Origin of the sequence: Prauserella flavalba, from assembly GCF_003202235.1 — a bacterium.
GTDB classification, from domain to species: domain Bacteria; phylum Actinomycetota; class Actinomycetes; order Mycobacteriales; family Pseudonocardiaceae; genus Prauserella_A; species Prauserella_A flavalba.
Map to the genome: position 1 here is coordinate 535,704 of NZ_MASU01000002.1, position 26,644 is coordinate 562,347.

Below are 26,644 nucleotides of genomic sequence, written 5' to 3' on the forward strand. Positions count from 1 at the left end.
GCTATGAGTTCGGACGAGCCGGAAGAGACGCGGGTCGACGCCGAGGCTCCCGAGCGGGAGCCGGGCGAGCCGGAGCCGAGGCGGAGTTCGGGACCGCCGAGGTGGCTCCTGTTCGGCAGCGCGGCGTTCGCGATCGCCGCCTTCCTCGTGGCGGCGGTGTTCGGGGCGATGTGGTGGGTCGCGGCCGCCGACGACAACGCCGACGTCGCGGCGTCGCGTGAGGACGTCGTGCGCGTGGCGGGTCAGGCCGTCACCGCGTTCACCGAGGTCGACTACGAGAACCTCGACGAGTACTTCAACCGGCAGAAGTCGCTGGTCACCGAGGACCTGAAGACCCAGATCAGCACTGCGGAGCAGACCTACCGCAAGGCGATCTCGGACGCCAAGACCAAGGTGGTGTCGACGGTGCAGGACGTCGCCGTCGAGGAGCTCAACGACCGCGAGGGCGTGGCGAGCGCGCTCGCGACCGTGAGCACCAAGGTCACGCGCGGGCAGGAGCAGGGCACCAAGACGCTGCGCCTGGAGGTCCAGCTCTCCCGTGTCGACGAGAACGGCGAGCAGGTCTGGAAGGTGTCGCAGATCGGCGACGTGCCGGTCGCGGCGACGACGCAGTAAGCGCAACGAGCAGCATCGGATCGGAGTCAGTCGTGTCAGCTTCCCGCCGCCTTCCCCGTGCGACCGGGGCGACGCCGCCGGCCCGGCGCCCACGGGTCGCCGGACTGCGCAAGCCGGCGGCGCCCTCGCCCCGCCCGCGCCCGGAGGCTCCCGAGAGCACCGAACCGGAGGAGCCCGAGACTCCGGAGGCTCTTGAGCCTGCCGAGGCTCAGGAGGCCACTGAGGCCGTCGAGCCGCCGGGGCCGGAACCCGAGGCGCTGACGCCGCCGGAACCGGCCGAGAGCGAGACGGAGACCCCGAAACGGCCCGCCCCGCGCCGCAAGGTCAGGGACACGGGCGCGGCCAAGCCCGCCTCCGAGGAGGAGGTCGCCGTCGAGGTCGCCGAGCCCGACGGCGAGCCCCTGCCGAAGCGTGGGTTCCGGAACTCGTTCGCGCTGGTCGGCGTGCTGCTCGTGGTCGGCCTGCTCTTCGCTGGGCTGGCGGCCTTCTTCCAGCTCAAGGGCAGCGACGCCTCGGCGCGGACCGAGAACACGGCGCTGATCGACGTGGCGGGCACGGCGCAGGTCAAGCAGGAGATGAGCTCGGCGGCCGAGCGGCTCTTCTCGATCGACTACAACGACATCCCGAAGAACGAGCGGGCCGCGGACGAGCTGCTGGTCAACGACGAAGTCCGGCAGCAGTACGAGCAGTTCATGGGTGAGCTCAAGCGGCTGGCTCCCGAGCAGCAGATGGTCGTCACCGTGAAGGCGACGCGCAGCGCCGTGGTGATGCTCGACGACGACCGGGCCAAGGTCATGGTGTACATCGACCAGACGGCCACGCGGGCGTCGGACAACCAGACCTCCTCCGGCGGCGCGGCGCTGTGGTTCACCACGGAGAAGCGCGACGGCAAGTGGAAGGTGACCGACATGGACACCTACGCCTCGGGCCAGCCGACCCCGGTGCCGACCCAGCCCGGCCAGCAGAACCAGCCGCCCGCGGAGAACTGAGCCGCTCGCCCCGGCACGACACCCACATGCAGCAGTGAAGGCCACCTTCACTGCGTTGAACGCAGTGAAGGTGGCCTTCACTGCATGAGTGAGCCGACCGGCGCTCAGAGCTGGGCGGCCGACGTCCGAGGTGGCGGGCACTTGTGCGCCCAGACGCCGCTGCGCCAACCGACGGCAAGAGCGCGTGGGCGCTTGACTCAGAGTCCACGGGGGTTCACGCTTACAGGCAACGGCGAGCCTTGCGGGAGGCGAGCCAGGAGGACGACGAATGAGGCTGGGCCCCGTCGGGCGTGCCCCCTCGACAAGTAGCGTCTTCAGGGCTAGACTGCTTCTTTGCGCTGCCCACTTTCAGGCTGCCCATGTGCGGTAGCTAGGATGGTCGGCAACACCGCACCCTTGACAGTACGTGTTGCTAGTTGCTAACGCGGCTGCTCAACCGCTATGTCCCCGGAAGGACGCATCTTGGCAGTCTCTCCCGCGAACCAGGCCACTGCTGCGACCAACTCGACTCGAGAGTCAACGGGAATTCCAGGAGCACCGAAGCGGGTCTCTTTCGCGAAGATCCGTGAACCGCTGAGTACTCCCAACCTGCTTGACGTGCAGATTCGGTCTTTCGAATGGTTCACCGGCTCGGAGGCGTGGTTCGAACGCGCCGTCAACGAGGGTGAGGAGAACCCGGTCGGTGGTCTCGAGGAGGTCCTCAACGAGATCTCCCCGATCGAGGACTTCTCAGGTTCGATGTCCCTGTCCTTCTCCGATCCGCGCTTCGACGAGGTCAAGGCCTCGGTCGAGGAGTGCAAGGACAAGGACATGACCTACGCGGCGCCGTTGTTCGTCACCGCCGAGTTCGTCAACAACAACACCGGCGAGATCAAGAGCCAGACGGTCTTCATGGGCGACTTCCCCGTGATGACCGACAAGGGCACCTTCATCATCAACGGCACCGAGCGCGTCGTGGTCTCGCAGCTCGTCCGTTCGCCGGGTGTGTACTTCGACCAGACTATCGACAAGACGACCGACAAGGACGTCTTCAGCGTCAAGATCATCCCGAGCCGTGGTGCGTGGCTCGAGTTCGACGTCGACAAGCGCGACACGGTCGGGGTGCGCATCGACCGCAAGCGCCGCCAGCCGGTCACCGTCCTGCTGAAGGCCCTCGGCTGGACCACCGAGGCGATCCGGGAGCGGTTCTCCTTCTCCGAGACGCTGCTCGCGACGCTGGAGAAGGACCACACGGCGGGCACCGACGAGGCGCTGCTCGACATCTACCGCAAGCTGCGCCCGGGCGAGCCGCCGACGAAGGAGAGCGCGCAGACGCTCCTGGAGAACCTGTTCTTCAAGGACAAGCGCTACGACCTCGCCAAGGTCGGCCGGTACAAGATCAACAAGAAGCTCGGCCTCGACCTGCCGTACGACAGCGGCACCCTCACCGAAGAGGACATCGTCACCACCATCGAGTACCTCGTCCGCCTGCACGCGGGCGAGGAGACGATGAAGCCCGGTGAGACCGAGGTCCCCGTCGAGACCGACGACATCGACCACTTCGGCAACCGTCGCCTGCGCACCGTCGGCGAGCTGATCCAGAACCAGATCCGGGTCGGCCTCTCCCGCATGGAGCGCGTGGTCCGCGAGCGGATGACCACCCAGGACGTCGAGGCGATCACGCCGCAGACCCTCATCAACATCCGCCCGGTCGTCGCCGCGATCAAGGAGTTCTTCGGAACCTCCCAGCTGTCGCAGTTCATGGACCAGAACAACCCGCTGTCGGGCCTGACCCACAAGCGCCGCCTCTCGGCGCTGGGCCCCGGCGGTCTGTCCCGTGAGCGCGCCGGCATGGACGTCCGCGACGTGCACCCCAGCCACTACGGCCGGATGTGCCCGATCGAGACGCCGGAAGGCCCGAACATCGGTCTGATCGGCTCGCTGTGCTCCTACGCGAGGGTCAACCCGTTCGGCTTCATCGAGACGCCGTACCGGAAGGTCGTCGAGGGCCGGGTCACCGACCAGGTCGACTACCTGACCGCCGACGAGGAGGACCGCTTCGTCAAGGCGCAGGCCAACGCGCCGCTGACCGAGGACGGCCACTTCGTCGAGGAGTCGGTGCTGGGCCGCCGCAAGGGCGGCGAAGTCGAGCTGATCGACCCGCTCGAGATCGACTACATGGACGTCTCGCCGCGGCAGATGGTGTCGGTCGCCACCGGCATGATCCCGTTCCTCGAGCACGACGACGCCAACCGCGCGCTGATGGGCGCCAACATGCAGCGTCAGGCCGTGCCGCTGCTGCGCAACGAGTCGCCGCTGGTCGGTACGGGTGTCGAGCTGACCGCCGCCGTCGACGCCGGTGACGTGCTCGTGGCCGAGCAGGCCGGCGTGGTCGAGGAGCTCTCGGCCGACATGGTCACGATCATGCACGACGACGGCACGCGGAAGAGCTACGGACTGTACAAGTTCCGCCGCACCAACGCGGGCACCTGCTTCAACCACCGCCCGGTGGTCGACGAGGGTGACCGTGTCGAGAAGGGCCAGGTCATCGCCGACGGCCCGTCCACCGACAAGGGTGAGATGGCGCTCGGCAAGAACCTGCTCGTGGCGGTCATGCCGTGGGAGGGCCACAACTACGAGGACGCCATCGTCATCTCGCAGCGGCTCGTCCAGGACGACGTGCTCACCTCGATCCACATCGAGGAGCACGAGATCGATGCGCGCGACACCAAGCTGGGTGCCGAGGAGATCACGCGGGACATCCCGAACGTCTCCGAGGACGTGCTCGCCGACCTCGACGAGCGCGGCATCATCCGCATCGGTGCCGAGGTCCGCGACGGCGACATCCTGGTCGGCAAGGTCACGCCGAAGGGCGAGACCGAGCTGACCCCGGAGGAGCGCCTGCTCCGCGCGATCTTCGGCGAGAAGGCGCGCGAGGTCCGCGACACCTCGCTGAAGGTGCCGCACGGCGAGACCGGCAAGGTCATCGGCATCCGCGTGTTCTCCCGCGAGGACGACGACGAGCTGCCCCCGGGCGTCAACGAGCTCGTTCGCGTCTACGTGGCGAAGAAGAGCAAGGTGCAGGACGGCGACAAGCTCGCGGGCCGGCACGGCAACAAGGGCGTCATCGGCAAGATCCTCCCGGTCGAGGACATGCCGTTCCTCGAGGACGGCACCCCGGTCGACGTCGTGCTGAACACCCACGGTGTGCCGCGCCGGATGAACATCGGGCAGATCCTCGAGCTGCACCTCGGCTGGCTGGCCTCGCAGGGCTGGAAGGTCGACGGGGCGCCGGACTGGGCGAAGAACCTGTCCGACGAGCTGCGGGACGTCGAGCCCGGCACGAACACCGCCACCCCGGTGTTCGACGGTGCCAAGGAGGAGGAGCTCATGGGGCTGCTCTCCTGCACCAAGCCGAACCGCGACGGCGACCGGATGGTCGGCCCCGAGGGCAAGGCGACCCTGCTGGACGGCCGTTCCGGCGAGCCGTTCCCGTACCCGGTCTCGGTCGGCTACATGTACATCCTGAAGCTGCACCACATGGTGGACGACAAGATCCACGCCCGGTCGACGGGCCCGTACTCCATGATCACGCAGCAGCCGCTGGGTGGTAAGGCGCAGTTCGGTGGCCAGCGCTTCGGTGAGATGGAGTGCTGGGCGATGCAGGCCTACGGCGCGGCGTACACGCTGCAGGAGCTGCTGACCATCAAGTCCGACGACGTGCTCGGCCGCGTGAAGGTCTACGAGGCCATCGTCAAGGGCGAGAACATGCCGTCGCCGGGTATCCCGGAGTCCTTCAAGGTCCTCCTGAAGGAGCTGCAGTCGCTCTGCCTCAACGTCGAGGTGCTCTCCAGCGACGGGGCCGCGATCGAGATGCGCGACTCCGACGACGAGGACCTCGAGCGTGCGGCGGCGAACCTCGGCATCAACCTGTCCCGCAACGAGTCGCCTTCCGTGGACGACGTCGTGCAATGACCCAGCCGCCCGGGCGGGCGTACACCTCCCGCGTACGCCCGCCCCGGGTAGCCGACTCCTCTAGCCGAATCAACCCCAAGGGGATGCAAGGACGTGCTGGACGTCAACTTCTTCGATGAGCTCCGGATCGGGCTGGCCACCGCCGACGACATCCGTCAGTGGTCCTTCGGTGAGGTCAAGAAGCCGGAGACCATCAACTACCGCACCCTCAAGCCGGAGAAGGACGGGCTCTTCTGCGAGAAGATCTTCGGTCCCACCCGTGACTGGGAATGCTACTGCGGCAAGTACAAGCGGGTCCGCTTCAAGGGCATCATCTGCGAGCGCTGTGGTGTCGAGGTGACCCGTGCCAAGGTGCGCCGTGAGCGGATGGGCCACATCGAGCTGGCCGCCCCGGTCACGCACATCTGGTACTTCAAGGGTGTTCCCTCGCGCCTCGGCTACCTGCTCGACCTGGCGCCGAAGGACCTCGAGAAGATCATCTACTTCGCGGCCTACGTCATCACCGGCGTCAACACCGAGCTCCGGCACAACGACCAGCCGACGCTGGAGAACGAGATCAGCGTCGAGCGCAAGAACATCGAGGCGAAGCGCGACGCCGACATCGAGGCGCGGGCGCAGAAGCTCGAGGCCGACCTCGCCGAGCTCGAGGCCGAGGGTGCCAAGGCCGACGTCCGCCGCAAGGTCAAGGAGGGCGGCGAGCGTGAGATGCGCCAGCTCCGCGACCGGGCCCAGCGTGAGCTGGACCGCCTCGAGGAGGTCTGGTCCACGTTCACCAAGCTCGAGCCGCGGCAGCTGATCGTCGACGAGCTGCTCTACCGCGAGCTGGTCGACCGCTACGGCGAGTACTTCACCGGCGGCATGGGTGCGGAGGCCATCCAGAAGCTGGCCACCGAGTTCGACGTGGACGCCGAGGCCGAGTCGCTGCGCGAGACCATCCGTAGCGGCAAGGGCCAGAAGAAGCTGCGTGCGCTCAAGCGGCTCAAGGTCGTCGCGGCCTTCCAGGCCACCGGCAACGACCCGCGCGGCATGGTGCTCGACGCCGTCCCGGTGATCCCGCCGGAGCTGCGGCCGATGGTGCAGCTCGACGGTGGCCGCTTCGCCACGTCGGACCTCAACGACCTGTACCGCCGCGTCATCAACCGCAACAACCGCCTCAAGCGACTGATCGACCTCGGCGCGCCCGAGATCATCGTCAACAACGAGAAGCGGATGCTGCAGGAGGCCGTCGACGCGCTGTTCGACAACGGCCGTCGCGGCCGCCCGGTGACCGGCCCCGGTAACCGCCCGCTGAAGTCGCTGTCCGACCTGCTCAAGGGCAAGCAGGGCCGGTTCCGCCAGAACCTGCTCGGCAAGCGCGTGGACTACTCGGGCCGTTCGGTCATCATCGTCGGTCCGCAGTTGAAGCTGCACCAGTGCGGTCTGCCGAAGGACATGGCGCTGGAGCTGTTCAAGCCGTTCGTCATGAAGCGGCTGGTGGACCTCAACCACGCGCAGAACATCAAGTCCGCCAAGCGCATGGTGGAGCGGGCTCGCCCGCAGGTGTGGGACGTGCTGGAAGAGGTCATCAACGGCCACCCGGTGCTGCTCAACCGTGCTCCGACGCTGCACCGCCTCGGTATCCAGGCCTTCGAGCCGCAGCTGGTGGAAGGCAAGGCCATCCAGCTGCACCCGCTGGTCTGCGAGGCGTTCAACGCGGACTTCGACGGTGACCAGATGGCCGTGCACCTGCCGCTGTCGGCGGAGGCACAGGCCGAGGCCCGCATCCTGATGCTGTCGGCGAACAACATCCTGTCGCCCGCGTCGGGTCGTCCGCTGGCCATGCCGCGTCTGGACATGGTCACCGGCCTGTTCCACCTGACCAGGCTGGACGAGAACGCGAAGGGCGCCGGTCAGGCGTTCTCCTCGGTGGCCGAGGCCATCATGGCGTTCGACATGAAGCAGGTCGGCCTGCACGCGCCGGTCAAGATCCGCGTCAAGGACCGCCAGCCGCCGAAGGCCGACGAGGCCAAGCTCCGCGAGAACGGCTGGGAGCCCGGTCAGACCTGGCTGGCCGAGACGACGCTGGGCCGGGTGCTGTTCAACGAGCTGCTGCCCGCCGACTACCCGTTCGTCAACGAGCCCCTGCCGAAGAAGCGGCAGGCGGTCATCGTGAACGACCTCGCCGAGCGGTACTCGATGACGCAGGTCGCGCAGACCCTGGACCGGCTCAAGGACGCCGGCTTCCACTGGGCCACGCGCTCCGGTGTCACGGTCGCCATCTCCGACGTGCTCGTGCCGCCGGAGAAGAAGGAGATCCTGGACCAGTACGAGGCCAGGGCGTCGCAGGTGGAGAAGCGCTACCAGCGTGGCCAGCTCTCGCACGCCGAGCGCAACAACGAGCTCGTCAAGGTGTGGGGCCAGGCGACGGAGGACGTCGCCAAGGTCATGGAGGAGCACTTCCCCGAGGACAACCCGATCGCGATGATCGTGAAGTCCGGCGCGGCGGGCAACATGACCCAGGTCCGGTCGCTGGCCGGTATGCGTGGTCTGGTGTCGAACCCGAAGGGTGAGTACATCCCGCGGCCGATCAAGTCGAACTTCCGTGAGGGCCTCTCGGTGGCGGAGTACTTCATCGCCACCCACGGTGCCAGGAAGGGTCTTGCCGACACCGCGCTGCGGACCGCCGACTCGGGTTACCTGACCCGTCGTCTGGTGGACGTGTCGCAGGACGTCATCGTCCGCGAGACCAACTGTGGCACCGGCCGCGGCATCAACATGGTCATCGGCGAGGACCTCGGCGACGGCAGGGTCGTGCGTACCCAGCACGTCGAGACCAGCGCCTACGCCCGTTGCCTCGCGACCGACGCGGTCGACGCGCAGGGCAACGTGGTGCTCAACGCGGGCGACGACCTCGGTGACCCGGCGATCGAGACGCTGATCTCGAGCGGCATCACCAAGGTCAAGGTGCGCAGCGTGCTCACCTGCGAGTCGGGCACGGGCGTGTGCGCGACCTGCTACGGCCGCTCGATGGCGACCGGCAAGCTGGTCGACGTCGGCGAGGCCGTGGGGATCGTCGCCGCCCAGTCGATCGGTGAGCCCGGTACCCAGCTGACGATGCGTACCTTCCACCAGGGTGGTGTCGCCGGTGACGACATCACTACGGGTCTGCCCCGTGTGACCGAGCTGTTCGAGGCCCGTGTCCCGAAGGGCAAGGCGCCGATCGCCGACGTCGATGGCCGGGTCCGCATCGAGGAGAGCGAGCGGTTCTGGAAGATCACGCTGATCCCGGACGACGGCAGCGAGGAGATCGTCTTCGACAAGCTGTCGAAGCGGCAGCGGCTCGCGGTCGGCCCGAACGGCCCGCTGGCGGACGGCGACCACGTCAACGTCGGACAGCTGCTGCTCGAGGGCACGCCGGACCCGCACGAGGTGCTGCGTGTCATGGGTCCGCGCGAGGCCCAGATGCACCTGGTGGACGAGGTCCAGAAGGTGTACCGGGCGCAGGGTGTGTCGATCCACGACAAGCACATCGAGGTCATCGTGCGGCAGATGCTGCGCCGCGTGACGATCATCGACTCCGGCGCCACCGAGTTCCTGCCCGGCGAGCTGCCCGAGCGCACGCGCTTCGAGCAGGTCAACCGGCAGTCGGTGGCCGAGGGCGGCGAGCCCGCCTCGGGTCGCCCGGTGCTCATGGGTATCACGAAGGCCTCGCTGACCACGGACTCGTGGCTGTCGGCGGCGTCGTTCCAGGAGACCACGCGTGTCCTGACCGACGCGGCGATCAACGGCCGCAGCGACAAGCTCGTGGGCCTCAAGGAGAACGTGATCATCGGTAAGTTGATCCCGGCCGGTACGGGCATCAACCGGTACCGCAACATCCAGGTGCAGCCGACCGAGGAGGCGCGGGTCGCGGCGTACGCGATCCCGTCCTACGACGACGGCTACTACACCCCGGACGTGTTCGGTACGGGCACCGGTGCCGCCGTGCCGCTGGACGACTACGACTTCGGTCGCGACTTCCGCTAACCGGCACGAACGAGGGAGCCCCCGCAGCCAGGCGCTGCGGGGGCTCTTTCGTTTTCCCTCGGGGGCTTACTGCTGTTGAGAGCGGGCAAGTGCGACGAGCCGGTCGAGGTCGGCCAGCAGCTGCTTCTTGGAGAGCCTGTCGTCGCGCTTGCCGACCGAGACCACTCCGGAGCCGCTGTGCACGCCGCCCGGGGGTGGGCGCATGGCGCGGTCGAGGTCGTGGAAGATGCGCTGCTCCCAGTCGAGGATCGCGGGGTAGGCGGCCAGCCACCGATCCGCGCCCTGGCCGGGCGGGGCCGTGGTGGCGACCGTGACGACGTAGTCGGGGCGCCAGCGGTACGACTGCTCACCGGGGTGGCCGCTGGAGCGGGTGGCCCTGGTGCGGTGCTCCCTCGCGTGGAAGACGAGGCCCTGGTGCTCGCCGAGGAACTCCAGATACGTCCCCGGCACGGTGCCTGCCTCCCACGCCGAGCCGCCGCCGGGGCCGGTGGGGGAGACCTTCACGAGCCAGCCGCGTTCCTTCGCGAGCCGCTGGGCCGAGGTCGCCCCGAAGAGCCTGCCCGGCAGGCTCCTCGCGGCCCACCAGCCGAGCGCCACGAGTACCGCGGCGAGCACGATCCAGCCCGCCGGTCCGTCGGGTAGCCAGTCAACGAGTTCCATCGGCTCAGATGTCCAGGTAACCCTGGGTTTCGCCCTTCGTGTAGTCGGTGCCGATCTGGTCGGCCTCGTCCGCGGCCTGCAGCGCGCCCTGGTTGCGGGCGGCCTTGTCGATGCCGGCGTTGGCGCCCGTGCCCGCGCCGACCTGCGCGGCGGCGGTGTCGCTGAACACGCCGCCCAGCGACTTGCCGAAGCCGCCCTGAAGCCGCTCGCCGAGCATGCCGTCCTTGCCCCACATGCGGTCCACGGACTGCTTGAACGGGTTCTTGCCCGCGCCGGCCAGCGCGGTGTCGGCGGCCTGGCTGCGGGCCAGCTTGTTGTCCATCGCCTGCTTGAAGCCGGTCTTGAGGTTGCCGATCCTCGACCGGAGGCCGCGCAGGAAGTCCATGATCTTGTCCAGCAGCCTGCGCAGCTTGGCCACGGTCTGCGCGACCCGGCCGCCGGTGGAGGCGGCCCGTGCGGCCGTGGCCGTGCCCGCGGCGGCGGTCGAGGCGCCCGCGGTGGGGATCGCGGCGGCGAGCGCCGGGATCCAGATCATGATCAGCCACGTGATCAGTTCGGTGAGCAGCGCTTTGATGAAGTCCTCGACGACCGACATGATCATCGACGAGGTCGACAGCATCTCGGCGACCTCACCGGCCTGGCCGGCGACGCCCTCGATGCCCTTGGCGAACTCGCCGAGCTTGGTGCCCGCGGCCTCCGAGGCCTCGCCGCCCCAGTTCTGCAGCGACGAGGTGAGCTCGTCGCCGAACTTCTGCCGCAGCTCCATGACGCCCTGGCCGATGGCGGTGAAGTTCTCGGCGGCCTGGGTGAGCGCGGGGCCGTCTCCGCTGACGAAGTGGATCGCGTCCTCGATGGGCTGGCACACGGAGATCAGGAACTCCAGGCCCTGCCCGACGAGCCAGCCGATCGGGTCGGTCGCGATGCCGATGGCGGCGCCGCCGAGCCCCTGGATGAACCCGGAGCTTTCGGACACCAGGCCCGAGATCTCCGACCCGGTCGCGCCGTCGCTCAGCTTGCCCGCCGCGTCGAACGCCTTGATCGCACCACCGGCGAGGGGGATGGCCTCCTTGGCCTTGTCGCCCCAGTCCTTCTCCCCGGTGGTGATCGTGACGCCGCCGGCTTCCGTCTCTACCTCAGCCATGTTTGCCTAGCCCTGTCTTCCTGTCGTTCAGCCGCCGAGTTCGACGTTCATTCCGTTGAGGAGCTCCTTGACGGCGTCCTCGTGCTGCCGGTATCCGTCGGCGGCGGACTTGAACTTGTCCGAACCGGACTGAAGACCCTCCTCCATGCTGGTGAACATGTCGTTCAGGTCCGCGAGCATCTGCGTGTAGTCGCTCTTGACGAAGAGCCCGACGACGCCCCACGATTTGTCCCCGACGTCCGCCTTGTCGACGAGGCTGTGGATCTGGCTCGCGGTGTCCTTCTGCCCGGCGAGCTTGTCGGCGTACTGCCGCAGCTCGTCCTCGTTGACGTTGAATCCCGTCATCGGCCCTCCCTGGTTCTGACCGCACCTTGGAGGCGGCTCATGTCCAGCCGGTTCCTCCGTGCGCGGCCATGATCTCCTACACCCTTCAGCAGCGCTTAACGTAGCTAGCCCGTCGGCGGACCAGGGGCTAGCGGTATCGCCATGCCTGCTGGGGGAGGCGTTCGACGAAGTCGATGAGCAGACCGGCGTTGGACAGCAGGACGTCCGCGTCCAGGCTGCCCGCGAACTCGGAGCGGACCACCCCGGCGTCGAACTCCAGGAACTTGTCCCGGTACCTGCTGCCGTACAGCAGTAGGTCGAGCACCGGCCCGTTCAGCACCGTCCTGGCGAAGCGCTCGTCCGCCGCCGCCACCTCGAAGACGTCGTCGAAGCGCGCGTTGCCGAGCTGGAACACGGTGAGCTCGTCACCGCGGTACGTGAGCCCCGCCGGCCTGCGCGCCGAGATCCGCAGACGCGGGGTCGGCGGGGTGCGCACCTGGACGATGTTGTTCTGCAGCCACCGGACCACACTCCGGCCTGCCTCGTTGACCCTGACGTTGTATGTGTAGTCGACGCCCAGCACCTGATGGTTGCGGTAGGCGAACTCGACCGCCTGGTCGAACTGCTCGATCGGGCGGAGCGCGTCGCTGGCGTGGTTGTAGCGGGGCTCGGGCAGGACACCGAAGGAGGGCCGCGTCCCGCCCTGTGCCGTGTGGACTGTCGCGTTGAGACGCTGCACGAGCCCCGCCATGCCTGCCACGCGATCGGTTTCGGCCGCCCGCCTGCGCGGTCCCGCCACGAACACGCGATGCAGCCCGACGGCGATCACCGCAAGGAGGATGACGGCGCCGATGGCACCGCCGACGATTTCGCTGCTACCCAAGCCGGTTCCTCTCAGACATCGAGGTCGCGCGTGGTTTCCTCGTCGGACTGCTCGGTGCCGATGGCGTCGTAGTCGGCGCGCTTGCCTTCCTTCTCGGACTGGTTGAGGTGGTGCTTGACGAAGCCCTGTGTCAGCCCGCCCGGGTCGTCGGTCTTGCCGGGGTCGATGCCGGTCATCTGCTTGACGCCCTCCTTGGCGCCCGCCTCGAGGCTGGCGATGCCGGCGTTGGCGATCTTGCGGCCCATGCTCTGGCTCGCGTCGATCCCGGCCTCCCGCGCCGCGTCCGCGACACCCTCACGGGCGGCGTCCATGATGCCGCCCTTGGTGAACGTCTTGGTGAACGTGGACTTGAGCTTGGCGAACCAGGCTTTGATCTTGTTGAGCAGCTGGGTCAGCTTGTTGACCTTCTGCGTGGTGCTGGTGACCGTGGTGGTCGCCTGAGCCGTGGTGGCCGTGCCCGCGGCCGCCGTCGAAGCGCCCGCGGTGGGGATCGCGGCGGCGAGCGCCGGGACCCAGATCATGATCAGCCACTTGATGAACTCGGTGATGATGGCCTTGATGACCTCCTCGACCACCGTCATCAGCATGCTGGAGGCCTGCAGGATCTCCGCGACGTTGCCCGACTTGGCGGCGACGCCGCTGACCCCGTCGGCGAAGTCGGCCAGCGCGGCCTTCGCGGCGTCCGACGCCTCGCCGGTCCAGCCCGCGAGCGCCTCGTCGGCGACCCGGACGAAGTCCTCGCTCATCGCCTGGAAGCCCTCACCGATGCTGCCGAAGTTGCCCGCGGCCTCCTCCAGCGCGGGGCCGTCGCCGCTCACGAAGTGCAGCGCGTCCTGCAGCGGCTGGATCACGCTGATGAGGAAGTTGAGGCCCTGACCGATCAGCCAGCCGAGCGGGTCGGAGGCGATCTCCATCGCGGTGCCCGCGAGCGACTGCACGAACCCGACACTGTCGTTGAGCAGCGACGCGGCGTGATGGGCGACGTCGCCGACGTCGGGATCCTTGCCCGGCCCCTCGATGAAGCTGCTGACCAGGCCGACGCCGCCGCTGATCGGCCCCGGCAGCGCACCGACGATGTTGCCGGTGTTGATGAAGCCGGAGTCGTCGGAGACCTGGACGTCGACGCCCTCGGTGGCGTCCTTCACCTCAGCCATGACGCGACTCCTTGGCGGCCCCGATCCGGTTCAGGATCTCGTTCATCAGCCGCGCCACCTCGTCGTCCATCGCCTGGTACTGCTCGGCGGCGCTGGTGATCTTGTCCGAAGCGGACCGGAGGCCGTCCTGCATGCTCCTCAGGTGCTCCTGGAGCTGACCGAGCGTCTCGGTGTACTGGCTCTTGGTGAAAAGCCCGATGATTCCCCAGGACTCGTCGCCCACGTCGGCCTTGGCGACCAGCTCGGTGAATTTGCCCGCCTGCTCCTGGTAGCTGCCCAGGTTGTCCTTGTACTTGTGCAACGCCGGGACGTCGACGTGGTAGCCGCCGCTCATCGCTGGTCTTCGTCGAAGAGGTTCTTGAGGAACGCGTCGCCCGCGGAACCGCCGCCGGACGCGGGCGGCGGGGGAGCCTGCCTGCCTCGGTCGTCGCCCGAGCTCAGCACGCTCTGCTGCGAGTAGTCGTCGAAGCGCTCCTCCTCGGCCGAGCGGCGGCGGGGGCGCTCCTGCTCCATCGCGGCCCGCAGTTCCTCGGGGTCCTTGCCGAACAGCTGCGCTTGCGACTCCAGCACCTGCTCGGTGAGGTTGAGGCCGCCGCCCATGTGCTCCTCGACGATCGAGGCCTGCTTGCGGGCCGATTCGGCGACCGCCTGCTGCAGGGTCGAGAGCAGCGCGGCCGAGAGGGCCTGCGGGGGCTGGGCCATCGCCCTGTCGGTGAGCTGGATGTCCTTGATGGCGCCGCCGGGACCGGCCACGACGGTGACGGAGCGGTCGGCCGAGGTGGCGACTCCCTCGAGCTCGGAGAGCTCACTCTGCATCTGGCCGAGATTGGCGAGCTGGTCGTCGACATTCTTGATCTTCGACTGGAACTTTTCGAACTCCGCGACGAGTTGCTCGAACTCCGCTGACACGAGGGGCCTCCCGGACTATGGTTGCTGTCACTGACCAGCGCAATGCGGCCCCATCATGAACCATCGGACCCCGTTCCCGGGGATGTATCCGGTAAACTGGTGGACGTAAGCCACCCGTCCGTGCCGCATCGTCGGTCAAAACCGACCCCCGATGTGGTCGCCATGAAAACGGGCGGGTATCTTTGACGACCGTGCCCGGCAGGCTGTCGGGCCGCTCCGTGTGCCTGTCGGCTCATGGGCCGGTGCCCCAGTGCCCGGTTCGCGACCAGGGCCAGACGGAGATCCACGGCAATCCCGATGGGAAGTTAGCGGATCGAGAGATCCAGACGCGGGCCGACACGCCCGACCTCGGGGACCGGGGAGACAACGTAGAGCTACAGGACGCGACAGAAAGCTGGTCCATTGCCCACGATCCAGCAGCTGGTCCGCAAGGGCCGCCAGGACAAGGCTGCCAAGCAGAAGACCGCGGCGCTCAAGGGGAGCCCGCAGCGGCGCGGCGTGTGCACCCGCGTGTACACCACGACGCCCAAGAAGCCGAACTCGGCGCTGCGCAAGGTCGCGCGTGTGAAGCTGACCAGCGGCATCGAGGTCACCGCCTACATTCCCGGTGAGGGCCACAACCTGCAGGAGCACTCGATGGTGCTCGTGCGTGGCGGCCGTGTGAAGGACCTGCCGGGTGTTCGTTACAAGATCATCCGCGGTTCGCTCGACACGCAGGGCGTGAAGAACCGCAAGCAGGCGCGCAGCCGGTACGGCGCGAAGAAGGAGAAGAGCTAATGCCCCGCAAGGGTCCGGCCCCGAAGCGGCCGCTGATCGCTGACCCGGTCTACGCCTCGCCGCTCGTCACGCAGCTGGTGAACAAGGTGCTGACGGACGGCAAGCGCTCGCTGGCCGAGCGCATCGTCTACGGCGCACTGGAAGGCGCTCGCGAGAAGACCGGCACGGACCCGGTCGTCACGCTGAAGCGCGCGCTGGACAACGTGAAGCCCACCCTCGAGGTGAAGAGCCGGCGCGTCGGTGGTGCCACCTACCAGGTGCCGATCGAGGTCAAGCCCGGCCGGTCGACCACCCTTGCGCTGCGCTGGATCGTCACCTTCGCGCGGGCCCGCCGTGAGAAGACCATGATCGAGCGCCTGCAGAACGAGCTGCTCGACGCGAGCAACGGCCTCGGGGCAAGCGTGAAGCGCCGCGAGGACACCCACAAGATGGCCGAGTCCAACAAGGCTTTCGCCCACTACCGCTGGTGATTGCCGCCCGGCAGCCGACCCAAGCCAATGCCGGGCCCCACGCTTGAGACAGGGGAACACTGAAGTGGCACGTGACGTGCTGACAGACCTGAACAAGGTCCGCAACATCGGCATCATGGCCCACATCGACGCCGGTAAGACCACCACCACCGAGCGGATCCTGTTCTACACCGGGATCAACTACAAGATCGGCGAGGTGCACGACGGCGCCGCGACGATGGACTGGATGGAGGAGGAGCAGAAGCGGGGTATCACCATCACCTCGGCTGCCACCACCACCTTCTGGGCCGACCACCAGATCAACCTGATCGACACCCCGGGTCACGTCGACTTCACCGTCGAGGTGGAGCGCAACCTGCGGGTGCTCGACGGGGCGGTCGCCGTCTTCGACGGCAAGGAGGGCGTCGAGCCCCAGTCCGAGCAGGTGTGGCGCCAGGCCGACAAGTACGACGTCCCCCGGATCTGCTTCGTCAACAAGATGGACAAGCTGGGCGCGGACTTCTACTTCACCGTGCGCACCATCGAGGAGCGCCTCGGTGCGCGCCCGCTGGTCATCCAGCTGCCGATCGGCGCCGAGAGCGACTTCCAGGGCGTCATCGACCTGGTCCGCATGAAGGCGCTGACCTGGCGCGGTGACGTCAAGAAGGGCGAGGACTACGAGGTCGAGGACATCCCGGCCGAGCTCGCCGACAAGGCCGCCGAGTACCGCGAGAAGCTCATCGAGGCCGTCGCGGAGACCGACGACGCCCTGATGGAGAAGTTCTTCGGCGGCGACGAGCTGTCCGAGGCCGAGATCAAGGGCGCCATCCGCAAGATGGTGATCGAGCGCTCCGCCTTCCCGGTGCTGGCCGGTTCGGCGTTCAAGAACAAGGGCGTGCAGCCCATGCTCGACGCCGTCATCGACTACCTGCCTTCGCCGCTGGACGTCCCCGCGGTCGAGGGCACGCTGACCGACGGCGAGACCCCGGCCTCGCGCAAGGCGTCGGTCGACGAGCCGTTCTCGGCGCTGGCGTTCAAGATCGCCGCGCACCCGTTCTTCGGCAAGCTGACCTACATCCGGGTCTACTCGGGCAAGGTCGCCTCCGGCGCTCAGGTCATGAACTCGACCAAGGAGCGCAAGGAGCGCATTGGCAAGATCTTCCAGATGCACTCCAACAAGGAGAACCCGGTCGACGAGGCCCAGGTCGGTCACATCTACGCCGTGATCGGTCTGAAGGACACCACGACCGGTGAGACCCTGTGCGATCCGCAGAACCCGATCGTGCTGGAGTCGATGACCTTCCCCGAGCCGGTCATCAAGGTCGCCATCGAGCCGAAGACCAAGGCCGACCAGGAGAAGCTCTCCACCGCGATCCAGAAGCTCGCCGAGGAGGACCCGACGTTCCGGGTCAGCCAGGACGAGGAGACCGGTCAGACGATCATCGAGGGTATGGGCGAGCTGCACCTCGAGGTGCTCGTCAACCGGATGAAGTCCGACTACAAGGTCGAGGCGAACATCGGTAAGCCGCAGGTCGCCTACCGCGAGACCGTCCGCAACACGGTCGAGAAGCTCGAGTTCACCCACAAGAAGCAGACCGGTGGTTCCGGTCAGTTCGCGAAGGTGATCGTCAAGCTCGAGCCGCTGCAGACCACGGACGGCGCTCTCTACGAGTTCGACAACAAGGTGACCGGTGGCCGCGTGCCGAGGGAGTACATCCCGTCGGTGGACGCGGGCGCCCAGGACGCGATGCAGTACGGCGTTCTGGCCGGCTACCCGCTCGTCGGGTTGAAGTTCACCCTGTTGGACGGTGCGTACCACGAGGTCGACTCCTCGGAAATGGCCTTCAAGATCGCCGGTTCGATGGCGATGAAGGAAGCCGCGAGGAAGGCGAATCCGGTACTGCTCGAGCCGATGATGGCCGTCGAGGTCACCACCCCTGAGGACTACATGGGTGACGTCATCGGTGACCTGAACTCCCGCCGTGGTCAGATTCAGGCCATGGAGGAGCGGTCTGGCACGCGCGTCGTGAAGGCGCTCGTGCCGCTGTCGGAGATGTTCGGCTACGTGGGCGACCTGCGGTCGCGCACCCAGGGTCGTGCGAACTACTCCATGCAGTTCGACTCCTACGCCGAGGTTCCGGCGAACGTGGCGAAGGAGATCATCGCCAAGGCGACGGGGGAGTAACTCTCCACCAGCACCCAACGCGGGCGCGAAAGGGGCCTCCCCCTAAGGTCCGCACAACCGACCAGATCGAGTCGCAAGCCGGCAGCCACGCCGGCCAGCGAGTAAGTAAGTCCAGGAGGACATTCCAGTGGCGAAGGCGAAGTTCGAGCGGAGCAAGCCGCACGTCAACATCGGAACCATCGGTCACGTCGACCACGGGAAGACCACCCTGACCGCGGCGATCACCAAGGTTCTGCACGACAAGTTCCCGGAGCTGAACCAGTCGCGTGCGTTCGACCAGATCGACAACGCGCCTGAGGAGAAGCAGCGCGGTATCACGATCAACATCTCGCACGTCGAGTACCAGACCGACAAGCGCCACTACGCGCACGTCGACGCTCCGGGTCACGCCGACTACATCAAGAACATGATCACCGGTGCGGCCCAGATGGACGGCGCGATCCTCGTGGTCGCGGCGACCGACGGCCCGATGCCGCAGACCCGTGAGCACGTGCTGCTCGCGCGTCAGGTCGGTGTGCCCTACATCGTGGTGGCCCTGAACAAGGCCGACATGGTGGACGACGAGGAGATCCTCGAGCTCGTCGAGATGGAGGTCCGTGAGCTGCTCAGCTCGCAGGAGTTCCCCGGCGACGACGCTCCGGTGGTCCGCGTCTCCGGCCTCAAGGCCCTCGAGGGCGACGAGCAGTGGGCGCAGAGCGTGCTCGACCTCATGGAGGCCGTGGACGACAACGTTCCGGAGCCGGAGCGTGAGGTCGACAAGCCGTTCCTGATGCCGGTCGAGGACGTCTTCACGATCACCGGTCGCGGCACGGTCGTCACCGGCCGTATCGAGCGCGGCGAGATCAAGCTGAACGAAGAGGTCGAGATCGTCGGCATCCGCCCCGAGGCTCGCAAGACCACCGTGACGAGCATCGAGATGTTCAACAAGATGCTCGACTACGGCCAGGCCGGTGACAACGCCGCCCTGCTGCTCCGTGGTATCAAGCGCGAGGACGTCGAGCGCGGCCAGGTCGTCGTGAAGCCCGGCACCACGACTCCGCACACGGAGTTCGAGGGCTCGGTCTACATCCTCTCCAAGGACGAGGGTGGCCGTCACACGCCGTTCTTCAACAACTACCGCCCGCAGTTCTACTTCCGTACCACGGACGTGACCGGCGTGGTGACCCTCGAGGAGGGCACCGAGATGGTCATGCCGGGCGACAACACCAACATCTCGGTGAAGCTGATCCAGCCGATCGCCATGGACGAGGGTCTTCGGTTCGCCATCCGCGAGGGTGGCCGTACCGTCGGCGCCGGCCAGGTCACCAAGATCATCAAGTAACGCACCCCCGGGTGCGGATGCCTGATTTCGGTATGGCATCCTATTAAGGTTGCTCGACGCGGGGCGGCCGATTCTGAGGAATCAAACCCAATATGAATCGGCCGCCCCGCCGCGAGTGTCCTGGGCTTGCGGCTTCCGTGAGTCAGGAGCATTCGGCTGCGCCGGTGCTTCACGAGGTAAAGACCTAGGCACGACAACGATCCTGAGGGATCAGTCTGCGCAGTGGGCGCGACACGCCCGACCGCGTGGACCGGAGACCAGGCCGTTGACGTGCGAGAACCGGCGCCGAGCGTTGGTTTGAGATAGCGGCACGAGACGAAGGAACGAGCTGCCACCATGGCGGGACAGAAGATCCGCATCCGGCTCAAGGCCTACGACCACGAGGCGATCGACGCCAGCGCACGCAAGATCGTCGAGACGGTCACGCGCACCGGCGCTTCCGTGGTCGGGCCGGTGCCGCTGCCCACCGAAAAGAACGTTTACTGCGTCATCCGCTCGCCGCACAAGTACAAGGACTCGCGCGAGCACTTCGAGATGCGCACGCACAAGCGGCTGATCGACATCCTCGACCCGACGCCGAAGACGGTCGATGCGCTCATGCGCATCGACCTGCCGGCGAGTGTCGACGTGAACATCCAGTAAGCGTTGGGCGAGCGGCGGAGATAAGAGACTCATGTCTGACAGGCAAGTGAAGGGCATTCTGGGCACCAAGCTCGGCATGACGCAGGTCTTCGACGAGAACAACCGGATCATCCCGGTGACCGTCGTGCAGGCCGGGCCGAACGTGGTGACCCAGGTGCGCAACCAGGAGAAGGACGGCTACTCGGCCGTGCAGCTGGCGTTCGGCGCGGTCGACCCGCGCCGGGTCAGCAAGCCGAAGACCGGTCACTTCCAGAAGGCTGGTGTGACGCCCCGGCGCTTCGTCGCCGAGCTGCGCACCACCGACGCGGACTCGTACGAGGTCGGCCAGGAGATCACGGCCGAGGTGTTCGAGACCGGCGCGGTGGTCGACGTGACCGGCACCAGCAAGGGCAAGGGCTACGCCGGTGTCATGAAGCGCCACGGCTTCAAGGGCCAGGGCGCCAGCCACGGTAACCAGGCCAAGCACCGCGCTCCCGGTTCGATCGGCGGTTGCGCCACGCCGGGTCGCGTGTTCAAGGGCCTCCGCATGGCGGGCCGGATGGGTAACGCGAGGGTCACCACGCAGGGCCTCACCGTGCACTCGGTGCGCGCTGAGGACGGCCTGCTGCTGATCAAGGGTGCCGTTCCCGGCCCCAAGGGCGGCCTGATCTTCGTCCGCAGCGCCGCGAAGGGTGGTGTGACGGCATGACCGCGACGGTCGAGGTGAAGACCCCGGCGGGCACGGCCGACGGCACGGTCGAGCTCCCCGACGAGATCTTTGACGTGCAGGCGAACATCCCGCTGATGCACCAGGTCGTGGTGGCCCAGCTGGCCGCCGCTCGCCAGGGCACGCACGACACGAAGACCCGCGGCGAGGTCCGCGGCGGTGGCCGCAAGCCGTACCGGCAGAAGGGCACGGGCCGGGCTCGTCAGGGTTCGGTCCGCGCGCCGCAGTTCACCGGCGGTGGCACGGTGCACGGCCCCACGCCCCGTGACTACACGCAGCGCACCCCGAAGAAGATGAAGGCCGCCGCCCTGCGCGGTGCCCTCTCCGACCGGGCGCGCGCCGGCCAGGTGCACGTGGTGACCGGGCTGGTCACCGGCGAGAAGCCGTCCACAAAGGACGCCAAGAAGGCGCTGGCCGCGGTTTCGCAGGCCAAGCGGCTGCTGGTGGTGCTTGGCCGCGACGAGGAGCAGGCGTGGTTGTCCGCGCGGAACCTCTCGTACGTGCACCTGATCCACCCGGACCAGCTCAACACCTACGACGTGCTGGTCAACGACGACGTGATCTTCACCAAGGCCGCGTACGACGCGTTCGTCGCGGGCCCGGCGAAGGGCAAGGCCGGCAAGGCCTCCGCGACCTCCAGCGAGCTGGAAGGGAGTGACCAGTGAGCTCCGTGGCGATCCCCGACCCGCGCGACATCCTCATCGCGCCGGTGATCTCCGAGAAGTCCTACGGGCTGCTCGAGGACCACAAGTACACGTTCCTGGTTCGCCCGGACGCCAACAAGACCCAGATCAAGGTCGCGGTCGAGAAGGTGTTCGGCGTGAAGGTCATCAGCGTGAACACGATCAACCGCACCGGCAAGCGCAAGCGCACCCGGTACGGCTTCGGCAAGCGCAAGGACACCAAGCGCGCCATCGTGACGCTGTCGGCCGAGAGCAAGCCGATCGAGATCTTCGGCGGACCAGCCGCGTAAGGGACTGAGAAGACATGGGCATCCGCAAGTACAAGCCGACTACGCCGGGACGGCGTGGCTCGAGCGTCTCCGACTTCGCCGAGATCACCCGGTCGACGCCGGAGAAGTCGCTCCTGGCCCCGCTGAGCAAGTCCGGTGGCCGCAACTCGTCGGGCAAGATCACCACCCGGCACAAGGGCGGCGGCCACAAGCGTGCGTACCGGATCATCGACTTCCGGCGCAACGACAAGGACGGCGTTCCCGCCAAGGTCGCGCACATCGAGTACGACCCCAACCGCTCGGCCCGTATCGCGCTGCTGCACTTCGCCGACGGCGAGAAGCGCTACATCATCGCGCCGGACAAGCTCAAGCAGGGTGACCGGGTGGAGAGCGGCCCTCGCGCCGACATCAAGCCCGGCAACAACCTGCCGCTGCGCAACATCCCGGTCGGCACCGTGATCCACGCGATCGAGCTCCGCCCCGGCGGCGGCGCGAAGATCGCCCGCTCGGCGGGTGCCCGCGTGCAGCTCGTCGCCAAGGACGGGCCGTACGCCCAGCTGCGGATGCCCTCGGGCGAGATCCGCAACGTGGACGTGCGCAACCGGGCCACCGTGGGCGAGGTCGGCAACTCCGAGCACTCGAACATCAACTGGGGCAAGGCGGGCCGCAACCGCTGGCGGGGCAAGCGCCCCACCGTCCGCGGTGTCGTCATGAACCCGGTCGACCACCCGCACGGTGGTGGTGAGGGCAAGACGTCCGGTGGTCGTCACCCGGTGAACCCGAACGGTAAGCCGGAGGGCCGCACCCGCCGTCGCAAGGAAAGCGACAAGCTGATCGTCCGCCGCCGGCGTACCGGCAAGAAGCGCTGAGCAGGGAGGTAGAAGAACATGCCGCGCAGCCTGAAAAAGGGCCCGTTCGTGGACGACCACCTGCTCAAGAAGGTGGACGCGCTCAACGAGTCGGGTAAGAAGACCGTGATCAAGACCTGGTCCCGCAGGTCCACGATCATCCCGGACATGCTCGGTCACACCATCGCGGTCCACGACGGCCGCAAGCACGTCCCGGTGTTCGTCACCGAGGCCATGGTGGGGCACAAGCTGGGCGAGTTCGCCCCGACGCGGACCTTCAAGGGCCACGTCAAGGATGACCGCAAGTCGCGTCGCCGCTGAGCGCGCACCTGAGAGAAGGAAGTAACGATGAACGCGCGTAACGAGGTGGAGGCCGAGGCTCTGCCGACGGCTTTCGCTCGCGCTCGGTTCGTCCGGGACTCGCCGACCAAGGTGCGCCGGGTGATCGAGCTGATCAAGGGCCGCAACGCCAACGAGGCCCTGGCCGTGCTCCGGTTCGCCCCGCAGGCGGCCAGCGAGCCGGTGGCGAAGGTGCTCGCCAGCGCCATGGCCAACGCCGAGAACAACCTCGATCTTGACCCGGACACGCTCTGGATCAAGAACGCCTACGCCGACGAGGGCCCGACGCTCAAGCGCATCCGGCCGCGTGCCCAGGGCCGCGCCTACCGGATCCGCAAGCGGACCAGCCACATCACGGTCGAGGTCGAGTCGCGGCCGGAAGCCAAGACCAAGAGCAAGAAGAAGGCAGGTGGCCGGTAGTGGGCCAGAAGATCAACCCGCACGGCTTCCGGCTCGGGATCACCACTGACTGGAAGTCGCGCTGGTACGCCGACAAGCAGTACTCGGAGTACGTCGCCGAGGACGTGAAGATCCGCAAGCTCCTGTCCACCGGCATGGAGCGGGCCGGCATCTCGAAGGTCGAGATCGAGCGCACCCGCGACCGCGTCCGCGTGGACATCCACACCGCCCGGCCGGGCATCGTCATCGGCCGCCGCGGCGCGGAGGCCGACCGGATCCGTGGCGCGCTGGAGAAGCTCACCGGCAAGCAGGTGCAGCTGAACATCCTCGAGGTGAAGAACACCGAGGCCGACGCCCAGCTCGTCGCGCAGGGTGTCGCCGAGCAGCTGTCCAACCGCGTGGCCTTCCGGCGCGCGATGCGCAAGGCGCTCCAGACGTCCATGCGCTCGCCGCAGGTCAAGGGCATCCGCGTGCAGTGCAGCGGCCGTCTCGGCGGTGCCGAGATGTCCCGCTCCGAGCACTACCGCGACGGCCGGGTGCCGCTGCACACGCTGCGTGCCGACATCGACTACGGCTTCTTCGAGGCCCGCACGACGTTCGGCCGCATCGGCGTGAAGGTGTGGATCTACAAGGGCGACGTCATCGGCGGCCTCAAGGGCAAGGCCGAGCGCGACGCCGCCGCGGCGGCCGAGCGCGCCCCGCGCCGCGAGCGTCCCTCGCGTCGCCGCTCGGGCTCGTCGGGCACCACGCCGACGTCGACCGAGGCCGGCCGCGCGGCTGCCGCGAAGGCCGACACAGACGTCGCGGCCAGCCAGGCCCCTGAGGTGGCCTCGCCGGACGCAGCAGAGAAGACGGAGGGCTGACGCGTGCTCATCCCACGCAAGGTCAAGCACCGCAAGCAGCACTCGCCGAAGCGGTCCGGTGCCGCCAAGGGCGGCACGAAGGTCAACTTCGGTGAGTACGGCATCCAGGCGCTTGAGCACAGCTACGTGACCAACCGGCAGATCGAGTCCGCTCGTATCGCCATGACTCGTCACATCAAGCGTGGCGGGAAGATCTGGATCAACATCTTCCCCGACCGGCCGCTCACCAAGAAGCCCGCGGAAACCCGCATGGGTTCCGGTAAGGGCTCGCCCGAGTGGTGGGTCGCCAACGTCAAGCCCGGCCGCGTGATGTTCGAGATGAGCTTCCCGAACGAGGCGGTGGCTCGCGAGGCTCTGCGCCGCGCGATCCACAAGCTGCCGATGAAGTGCAGGATCGTGACCCGCGAAGGTGGTGAGTTCTGATGGCGAGCGCAGCAGGGGTTGCGGCGTCAGAACTTCGTGAGCTCACTGCGGAAGAGCTCGTGCTCCGTCTGAAGGAAGCCAAGGAGGAGCTGTTCAACCTCCGGTTCCAGATGGCGACCGGACAGCTCGACAACAACCGCAGGCTGCGCACGGTCCGCGCGGACATCGCGCGCATCTACACGGTGATGCGTGAGCGCGAGCTCGGCCTCTCCGTCGCGCCTGACGACACTGACGAGAGTGAAGGTGCCGCATGACCGAGCCGGTGCAGAAGAAGGACTCCGGCCGCAACTACCGGAAGGTCCGTGAGGGCCTCGTCGTGTCCGACAAGATGGACAAGACGATCGTGGTCGAGCTCGAGGACCGCAAGAAGCACCCGCTGTACGGCAAGGTCATGCGCTCCACCAAGAAGGTGAAGGCGCACGACGAGCAGAACACCGCCGGCGTGGGTGACCGCGTGTTGCTGATGGAGACCCGGCCGATGTCGGCCACCAAGCGGTGGCGGCTGGTCGAGATCCGCGAGAAGGCCAAGTAATCAGGGGGCTGCCAGCCCCATTCGTTCCGCCAGGCTCGGGCTTCCCGAGAACCGGCGCGACATACAGGAGTTGACGTGATCCAGCAGGAGTCGCGACTGCGAGTCGCCGACAACACGGGTGCCAAGGAGATCCTGACCATCCGCGTGCTCGGTGGCTCGGGGCGGCGCTACGCGGGCATCGGCGACATCATCGTCGCCACCGTCAAGGACGCCATCCCGGGCGCCAACGTGAAGCGTGGTGACGTGGTCAAGGCCGTCATCGTCCGCACGGTGAAGGAGAAGCGTCGCCCTGACGGCTCCTACATCCGTTTCGACGAGAACGCCGCCGTGCTCATCAAGAACGACAACGAGCCGCGCGGCACCCGCATCTTCGGGCCGGTCGGCCGCGAGCTGCGCGACCGCAAGTTCATGAAGATCATCTCGCTGGCGCCGGAGGTGCTCTAGATGAAGGTGAAGAAGGGCGACACCGTCCTCGTCATCGCCGGCAAGGACAAGGGCGCGAAGGGCAAGGTCATCCAGGCCTACCCCGAGCGGCAGCGGGTTCTGGTCGAGGGCGTGAACCGGATCAAGAAGCACACCCGGATCACCCAGACGCAGCGCGGTGCCCAGTCCGGCGGCATCATCACCCAGGAGGCCCCCATCCACGTCTCGAACGTGATGGTCGTGGACTCCGACGGCAAGCCGACCAGGGTGGGCTACCGGATTGGCGAGGACGGCAAGAAGGTGCGTATCTCGCGCAGGACGGGCAAGGACATCTGATGACCACCGCAGAGACGACATACCCGACGCCGCGGTTGAAGACCCGCTACCGCGAGGAGATCAAGGGCCAGCTGCAGGAGGAGTTCTCCTACGCGAACCCGCACCAGATCCCCGGTGTGGTCAAGGTCGTGGTGAACATGGGCGTTGGTGACGCCGCTCGCGACAGCAAGCTGATCGAGGGCGCCATCCGCGACCTGGCCACCATCACCGGCCAGAAGCCCGAGGTGCGCAGGGCCCGCAAGTCCATCGCCCAGTTCAAGCTGCGCGAGGGCCAGCCCATCGGTGCGCGCGTGACGCTGCGCGGCGACCGCATGTGGGAGTTCCTGGACCGGCTGCTGACCATCGCACTGCCCCGTATCCGCGACTTCCGCGGCCTTTCGGGCAAGCAGTTCGACGGCAACGGCAACTACACGTTCGGCCTGTCCGAGCAGTCGATGTTCCACGAGATCAACCCGGACTCCATCGACCGCCCGCGCGGCATGGACGTCACGGTCGTCACCACCGCCACCACCGACGACGAGGGCCGGGCGCTGCTGCGCAAGCTCGGCTTCCCGTTCAAGGAGAACTGAGCCGATGGCCAAGAAAGCTCTGATCGCCAAGGCCGCCCGCAAGCCGAAGTTCAAGGTGCGTGCCTACACCCGCTGCCAGCGCTGCGGCCGGCCGCACTCGGTCTACCGCAAGTTCGGACTGTGCCGTATCTGCCTGCGAGAGATGGCCCACGCGGGTCAGCTCCCCGGCGTCAGCAAGTCCAGCTGGTGAAGGCTTCCCACCAACTCCCACTTCGCCACAGGCCCCGCACGGGGAACCAGGGCGAG

30 protein-coding genes are annotated in these 26,644 nt (G+C 67.5%); 23 read left to right on the forward strand and 7 right to left on the reverse strand.

Features of this window, described 5'->3' with window-relative positions; translation table 11 throughout:
• Nucleotides 1–3: 3 nt before the first annotated feature.
• The 4 genes from BA062_RS04950 (at nucleotide 4) to BA062_RS04965 (ending at nucleotide 9,563) form a co-directional block, all read left to right on the forward strand.
• Complete coding sequence (locus BA062_RS04950) at nucleotides 4–615, forward strand: hypothetical protein (RefSeq protein ID WP_245959675.1); 612 nt, start codon at nucleotides 4–6, stop codon at nucleotides 613–615.
• A gap of 32 nt (nucleotides 616–647) precedes the next feature.
• A complete protein-coding gene (locus BA062_RS04955; RefSeq protein WP_110334808.1) occupies nucleotides 648–1,604 on the forward strand; it encodes a hypothetical protein in 957 nt (318 codons plus the stop codon).
• Between the two features lie 462 nt (nucleotides 1,605–2,066).
• Complete coding sequence (gene rpoB, locus BA062_RS04960) at nucleotides 2,067–5,558, forward strand: DNA-directed RNA polymerase subunit beta (RefSeq protein WP_110334809.1); 3,492 nt, start codon at nucleotides 2,067–2,069, stop codon at nucleotides 5,556–5,558.
• Nucleotides 5,559–5,651: 93 nt separating this feature from the next.
• A complete protein-coding gene (locus BA062_RS04965; RefSeq protein ID WP_110334810.1) occupies nucleotides 5,652–9,563 on the forward strand; it encodes a DNA-directed RNA polymerase subunit beta' in 3,912 nt (1,303 codons plus the stop codon).
• Nucleotides 9,564–9,629: 66 nt separating this feature from the next.
• Here BA062_RS04965 and BA062_RS04970 read toward each other — a convergent pair whose 3' ends face one another.
• The 7 genes from BA062_RS04970 to BA062_RS05000 form a co-directional block, all read right to left on the reverse strand.
• Nucleotides 9,630–10,223, reverse strand: coding sequence for a hypothetical protein (locus BA062_RS04970; RefSeq protein WP_110334811.1), 594 nt, complete (start codon nucleotides 10,221–10,223; stop codon nucleotides 9,630–9,632).
• Between the two features lie 4 nt (nucleotides 10,224–10,227).
• Entirely contained in the window at nucleotides 10,228–11,364 is a 1,137-nt protein-coding gene (locus BA062_RS04975) for a hypothetical protein (RefSeq protein WP_110334812.1), read from the reverse strand.
• Between the two features lie 27 nt (nucleotides 11,365–11,391).
• A complete protein-coding gene (locus BA062_RS04980) occupies nucleotides 11,392–11,709 on the reverse strand; it encodes an ESX-1 secretion-associated protein (protein ID WP_110334813.1) in 318 nt (105 codons plus the stop codon).
• Between the two features lie 127 nt (nucleotides 11,710–11,836).
• Nucleotides 11,837–12,571 carry a hypothetical protein gene (locus tag BA062_RS04985; protein WP_110334814.1) on the reverse strand — a complete coding sequence of 245 codons (735 nt, stop codon included), beginning with the start codon at nucleotides 12,569–12,571 and terminating at the stop codon, nucleotides 11,837–11,839.
• Between the two features lie 11 nt (nucleotides 12,572–12,582).
• Nucleotides 12,583–13,725: a hypothetical protein gene (locus BA062_RS04990; RefSeq protein ID WP_110334815.1), complete on the reverse strand. Its 1,143-nt coding sequence runs from the start codon at nucleotides 13,723–13,725 to the stop codon at nucleotides 12,583–12,585.
• Nucleotides 13,718–14,059: a type VII secretion target gene (locus tag BA062_RS04995; protein ID WP_110334816.1), complete on the reverse strand. Its 342-nt coding sequence runs from the start codon at nucleotides 14,057–14,059 to the stop codon at nucleotides 13,718–13,720. Before BA062_RS04995 ends, BA062_RS04990 begins: the two co-directional genes overlap by 8 nt.
• On the reverse strand, nucleotides 14,056–14,634 hold the full coding sequence (locus tag BA062_RS05000; protein ID WP_110334817.1) for a YbaB/EbfC family nucleoid-associated protein: 579 nt from the start codon (nucleotides 14,632–14,634) through the stop codon (nucleotides 14,056–14,058). Before BA062_RS05000 ends, BA062_RS04995 begins: the two co-directional genes overlap by 4 nt.
• Before the next feature lie 402 nt (nucleotides 14,635–15,036).
• Between BA062_RS05000 and rpsL the strand changes: the two genes are divergently transcribed.
• From rpsL to BA062_RS05095, 19 genes are all read left to right on the forward strand, one after another.
• Entirely contained in the window at nucleotides 15,037–15,411 is a 375-nt protein-coding gene (gene rpsL, locus BA062_RS05005; RefSeq protein ID WP_003102113.1) for a 30S ribosomal protein S12, read from the forward strand.
• Nucleotides 15,411–15,881: a 30S ribosomal protein S7 gene (gene rpsG / locus BA062_RS05010; RefSeq protein ID WP_110334818.1), complete on the forward strand. Its 471-nt coding sequence runs from the start codon at nucleotides 15,411–15,413 to the stop codon at nucleotides 15,879–15,881. Before rpsL ends, rpsG begins: the two co-directional genes overlap by 1 nt.
• Before the next feature lie 64 nt (nucleotides 15,882–15,945).
• Entirely contained in the window at nucleotides 15,946–18,045 is a 2,100-nt protein-coding gene (fusA, locus tag BA062_RS05015; protein ID WP_110334819.1) for an elongation factor G, read from the forward strand.
• Between the two features lie 127 nt (nucleotides 18,046–18,172).
• Nucleotides 18,173–19,366 carry an elongation factor Tu gene (gene tuf / locus BA062_RS05020; RefSeq protein ID WP_110334820.1) on the forward strand — a complete coding sequence of 398 codons (1,194 nt, stop codon included), beginning with the start codon at nucleotides 18,173–18,175 and terminating at the stop codon, nucleotides 19,364–19,366.
• A gap of 336 nt (nucleotides 19,367–19,702) precedes the next feature.
• On the forward strand, nucleotides 19,703–20,008 hold the full coding sequence (rpsJ, locus tag BA062_RS05025; RefSeq protein WP_003883485.1) for a 30S ribosomal protein S10: 306 nt from the start codon (nucleotides 19,703–19,705) through the stop codon (nucleotides 20,006–20,008).
• 31 nt (nucleotides 20,009–20,039) lie between these two features.
• On the forward strand, nucleotides 20,040–20,696 hold the full coding sequence (rplC, locus tag BA062_RS05030; protein WP_110334821.1) for a 50S ribosomal protein L3: 657 nt from the start codon (nucleotides 20,040–20,042) through the stop codon (nucleotides 20,694–20,696).
• Nucleotides 20,693–21,379 (forward strand): 50S ribosomal protein L4, encoded by a 687-nt coding sequence (gene rplD / locus BA062_RS05035; protein WP_110334822.1) that lies wholly within the window; start codon nucleotides 20,693–20,695, stop codon nucleotides 21,377–21,379. The genes rplC and rplD overlap by 4 nt, the downstream gene beginning before the upstream one ends.
• Nucleotides 21,376–21,687: a 50S ribosomal protein L23 gene (rplW, locus tag BA062_RS05040; RefSeq protein ID WP_110334823.1), complete on the forward strand. Its 312-nt coding sequence runs from the start codon at nucleotides 21,376–21,378 to the stop codon at nucleotides 21,685–21,687. The genes rplD and rplW overlap by 4 nt, the downstream gene beginning before the upstream one ends.
• Nucleotides 21,688–21,701: 14 nt before the next feature.
• Complete coding sequence (rplB, locus tag BA062_RS05045) at nucleotides 21,702–22,535, forward strand: 50S ribosomal protein L2 (RefSeq protein ID WP_110334824.1); 834 nt, start codon at nucleotides 21,702–21,704, stop codon at nucleotides 22,533–22,535.
• Between the two features lie 18 nt (nucleotides 22,536–22,553).
• The gene (gene rpsS, locus BA062_RS05050; RefSeq protein ID WP_009152380.1) at nucleotides 22,554–22,835 is read left to right on the forward strand and encodes a 30S ribosomal protein S19; all 282 of its coding nucleotides are present in this window, start codon (nucleotides 22,554–22,556) and stop codon (nucleotides 22,833–22,835) included.
• A 27-nt stretch (nucleotides 22,836–22,862) separates the two neighbouring features.
• Complete coding sequence (gene rplV / locus BA062_RS05055) at nucleotides 22,863–23,273, forward strand: 50S ribosomal protein L22 (protein WP_110334825.1); 411 nt, start codon at nucleotides 22,863–22,865, stop codon at nucleotides 23,271–23,273.
• A complete protein-coding gene (gene rpsC / locus BA062_RS05060) occupies nucleotides 23,273–24,115 on the forward strand; it encodes a 30S ribosomal protein S3 (protein ID WP_110334826.1) in 843 nt (280 codons plus the stop codon). Before rplV ends, rpsC begins: the two co-directional genes overlap by 1 nt.
• Before the next feature lie 3 nt (nucleotides 24,116–24,118).
• Complete coding sequence (gene rplP, locus BA062_RS05065; protein WP_009152383.1) at nucleotides 24,119–24,538, forward strand: 50S ribosomal protein L16; 420 nt, start codon at nucleotides 24,119–24,121, stop codon at nucleotides 24,536–24,538.
• On the forward strand, nucleotides 24,538–24,792 hold the full coding sequence (gene rpmC / locus BA062_RS05070; protein ID WP_110334827.1) for a 50S ribosomal protein L29: 255 nt from the start codon (nucleotides 24,538–24,540) through the stop codon (nucleotides 24,790–24,792). Before rplP ends, rpmC begins: the two co-directional genes overlap by 1 nt.
• Nucleotides 24,789–25,070 carry a 30S ribosomal protein S17 gene (gene rpsQ / locus BA062_RS05075; RefSeq protein ID WP_110334828.1) on the forward strand — a complete coding sequence of 94 codons (282 nt, stop codon included), beginning with the start codon at nucleotides 24,789–24,791 and terminating at the stop codon, nucleotides 25,068–25,070. Before rpmC ends, rpsQ begins: the two co-directional genes overlap by 4 nt.
• A gap of 75 nt (nucleotides 25,071–25,145) precedes the next feature.
• Nucleotides 25,146–25,514 carry a 50S ribosomal protein L14 gene (rplN, locus tag BA062_RS05080; RefSeq protein WP_024876329.1) on the forward strand — a complete coding sequence of 123 codons (369 nt, stop codon included), beginning with the start codon at nucleotides 25,146–25,148 and terminating at the stop codon, nucleotides 25,512–25,514.
• Nucleotides 25,515–25,829: a 50S ribosomal protein L24 gene (rplX, locus tag BA062_RS05085; protein WP_110334829.1), complete on the forward strand. Its 315-nt coding sequence runs from the start codon at nucleotides 25,515–25,517 to the stop codon at nucleotides 25,827–25,829.
• Nucleotides 25,829–26,398, forward strand: a complete 570-nt coding sequence (gene rplE, locus BA062_RS05090; protein ID WP_110334830.1) for a 50S ribosomal protein L5 — start codon at nucleotides 25,829–25,831, stop codon at nucleotides 26,396–26,398. Before rplX ends, rplE begins: the two co-directional genes overlap by 1 nt.
• A gap of 4 nt (nucleotides 26,399–26,402) precedes the next feature.
• Nucleotides 26,403–26,588 carry a type Z 30S ribosomal protein S14 gene (locus tag BA062_RS05095; RefSeq protein WP_091802162.1) on the forward strand — a complete coding sequence of 62 codons (186 nt, stop codon included), beginning with the start codon at nucleotides 26,403–26,405 and terminating at the stop codon, nucleotides 26,586–26,588.
• Nucleotides 26,589–26,644 lie beyond the last annotated feature (56 nt).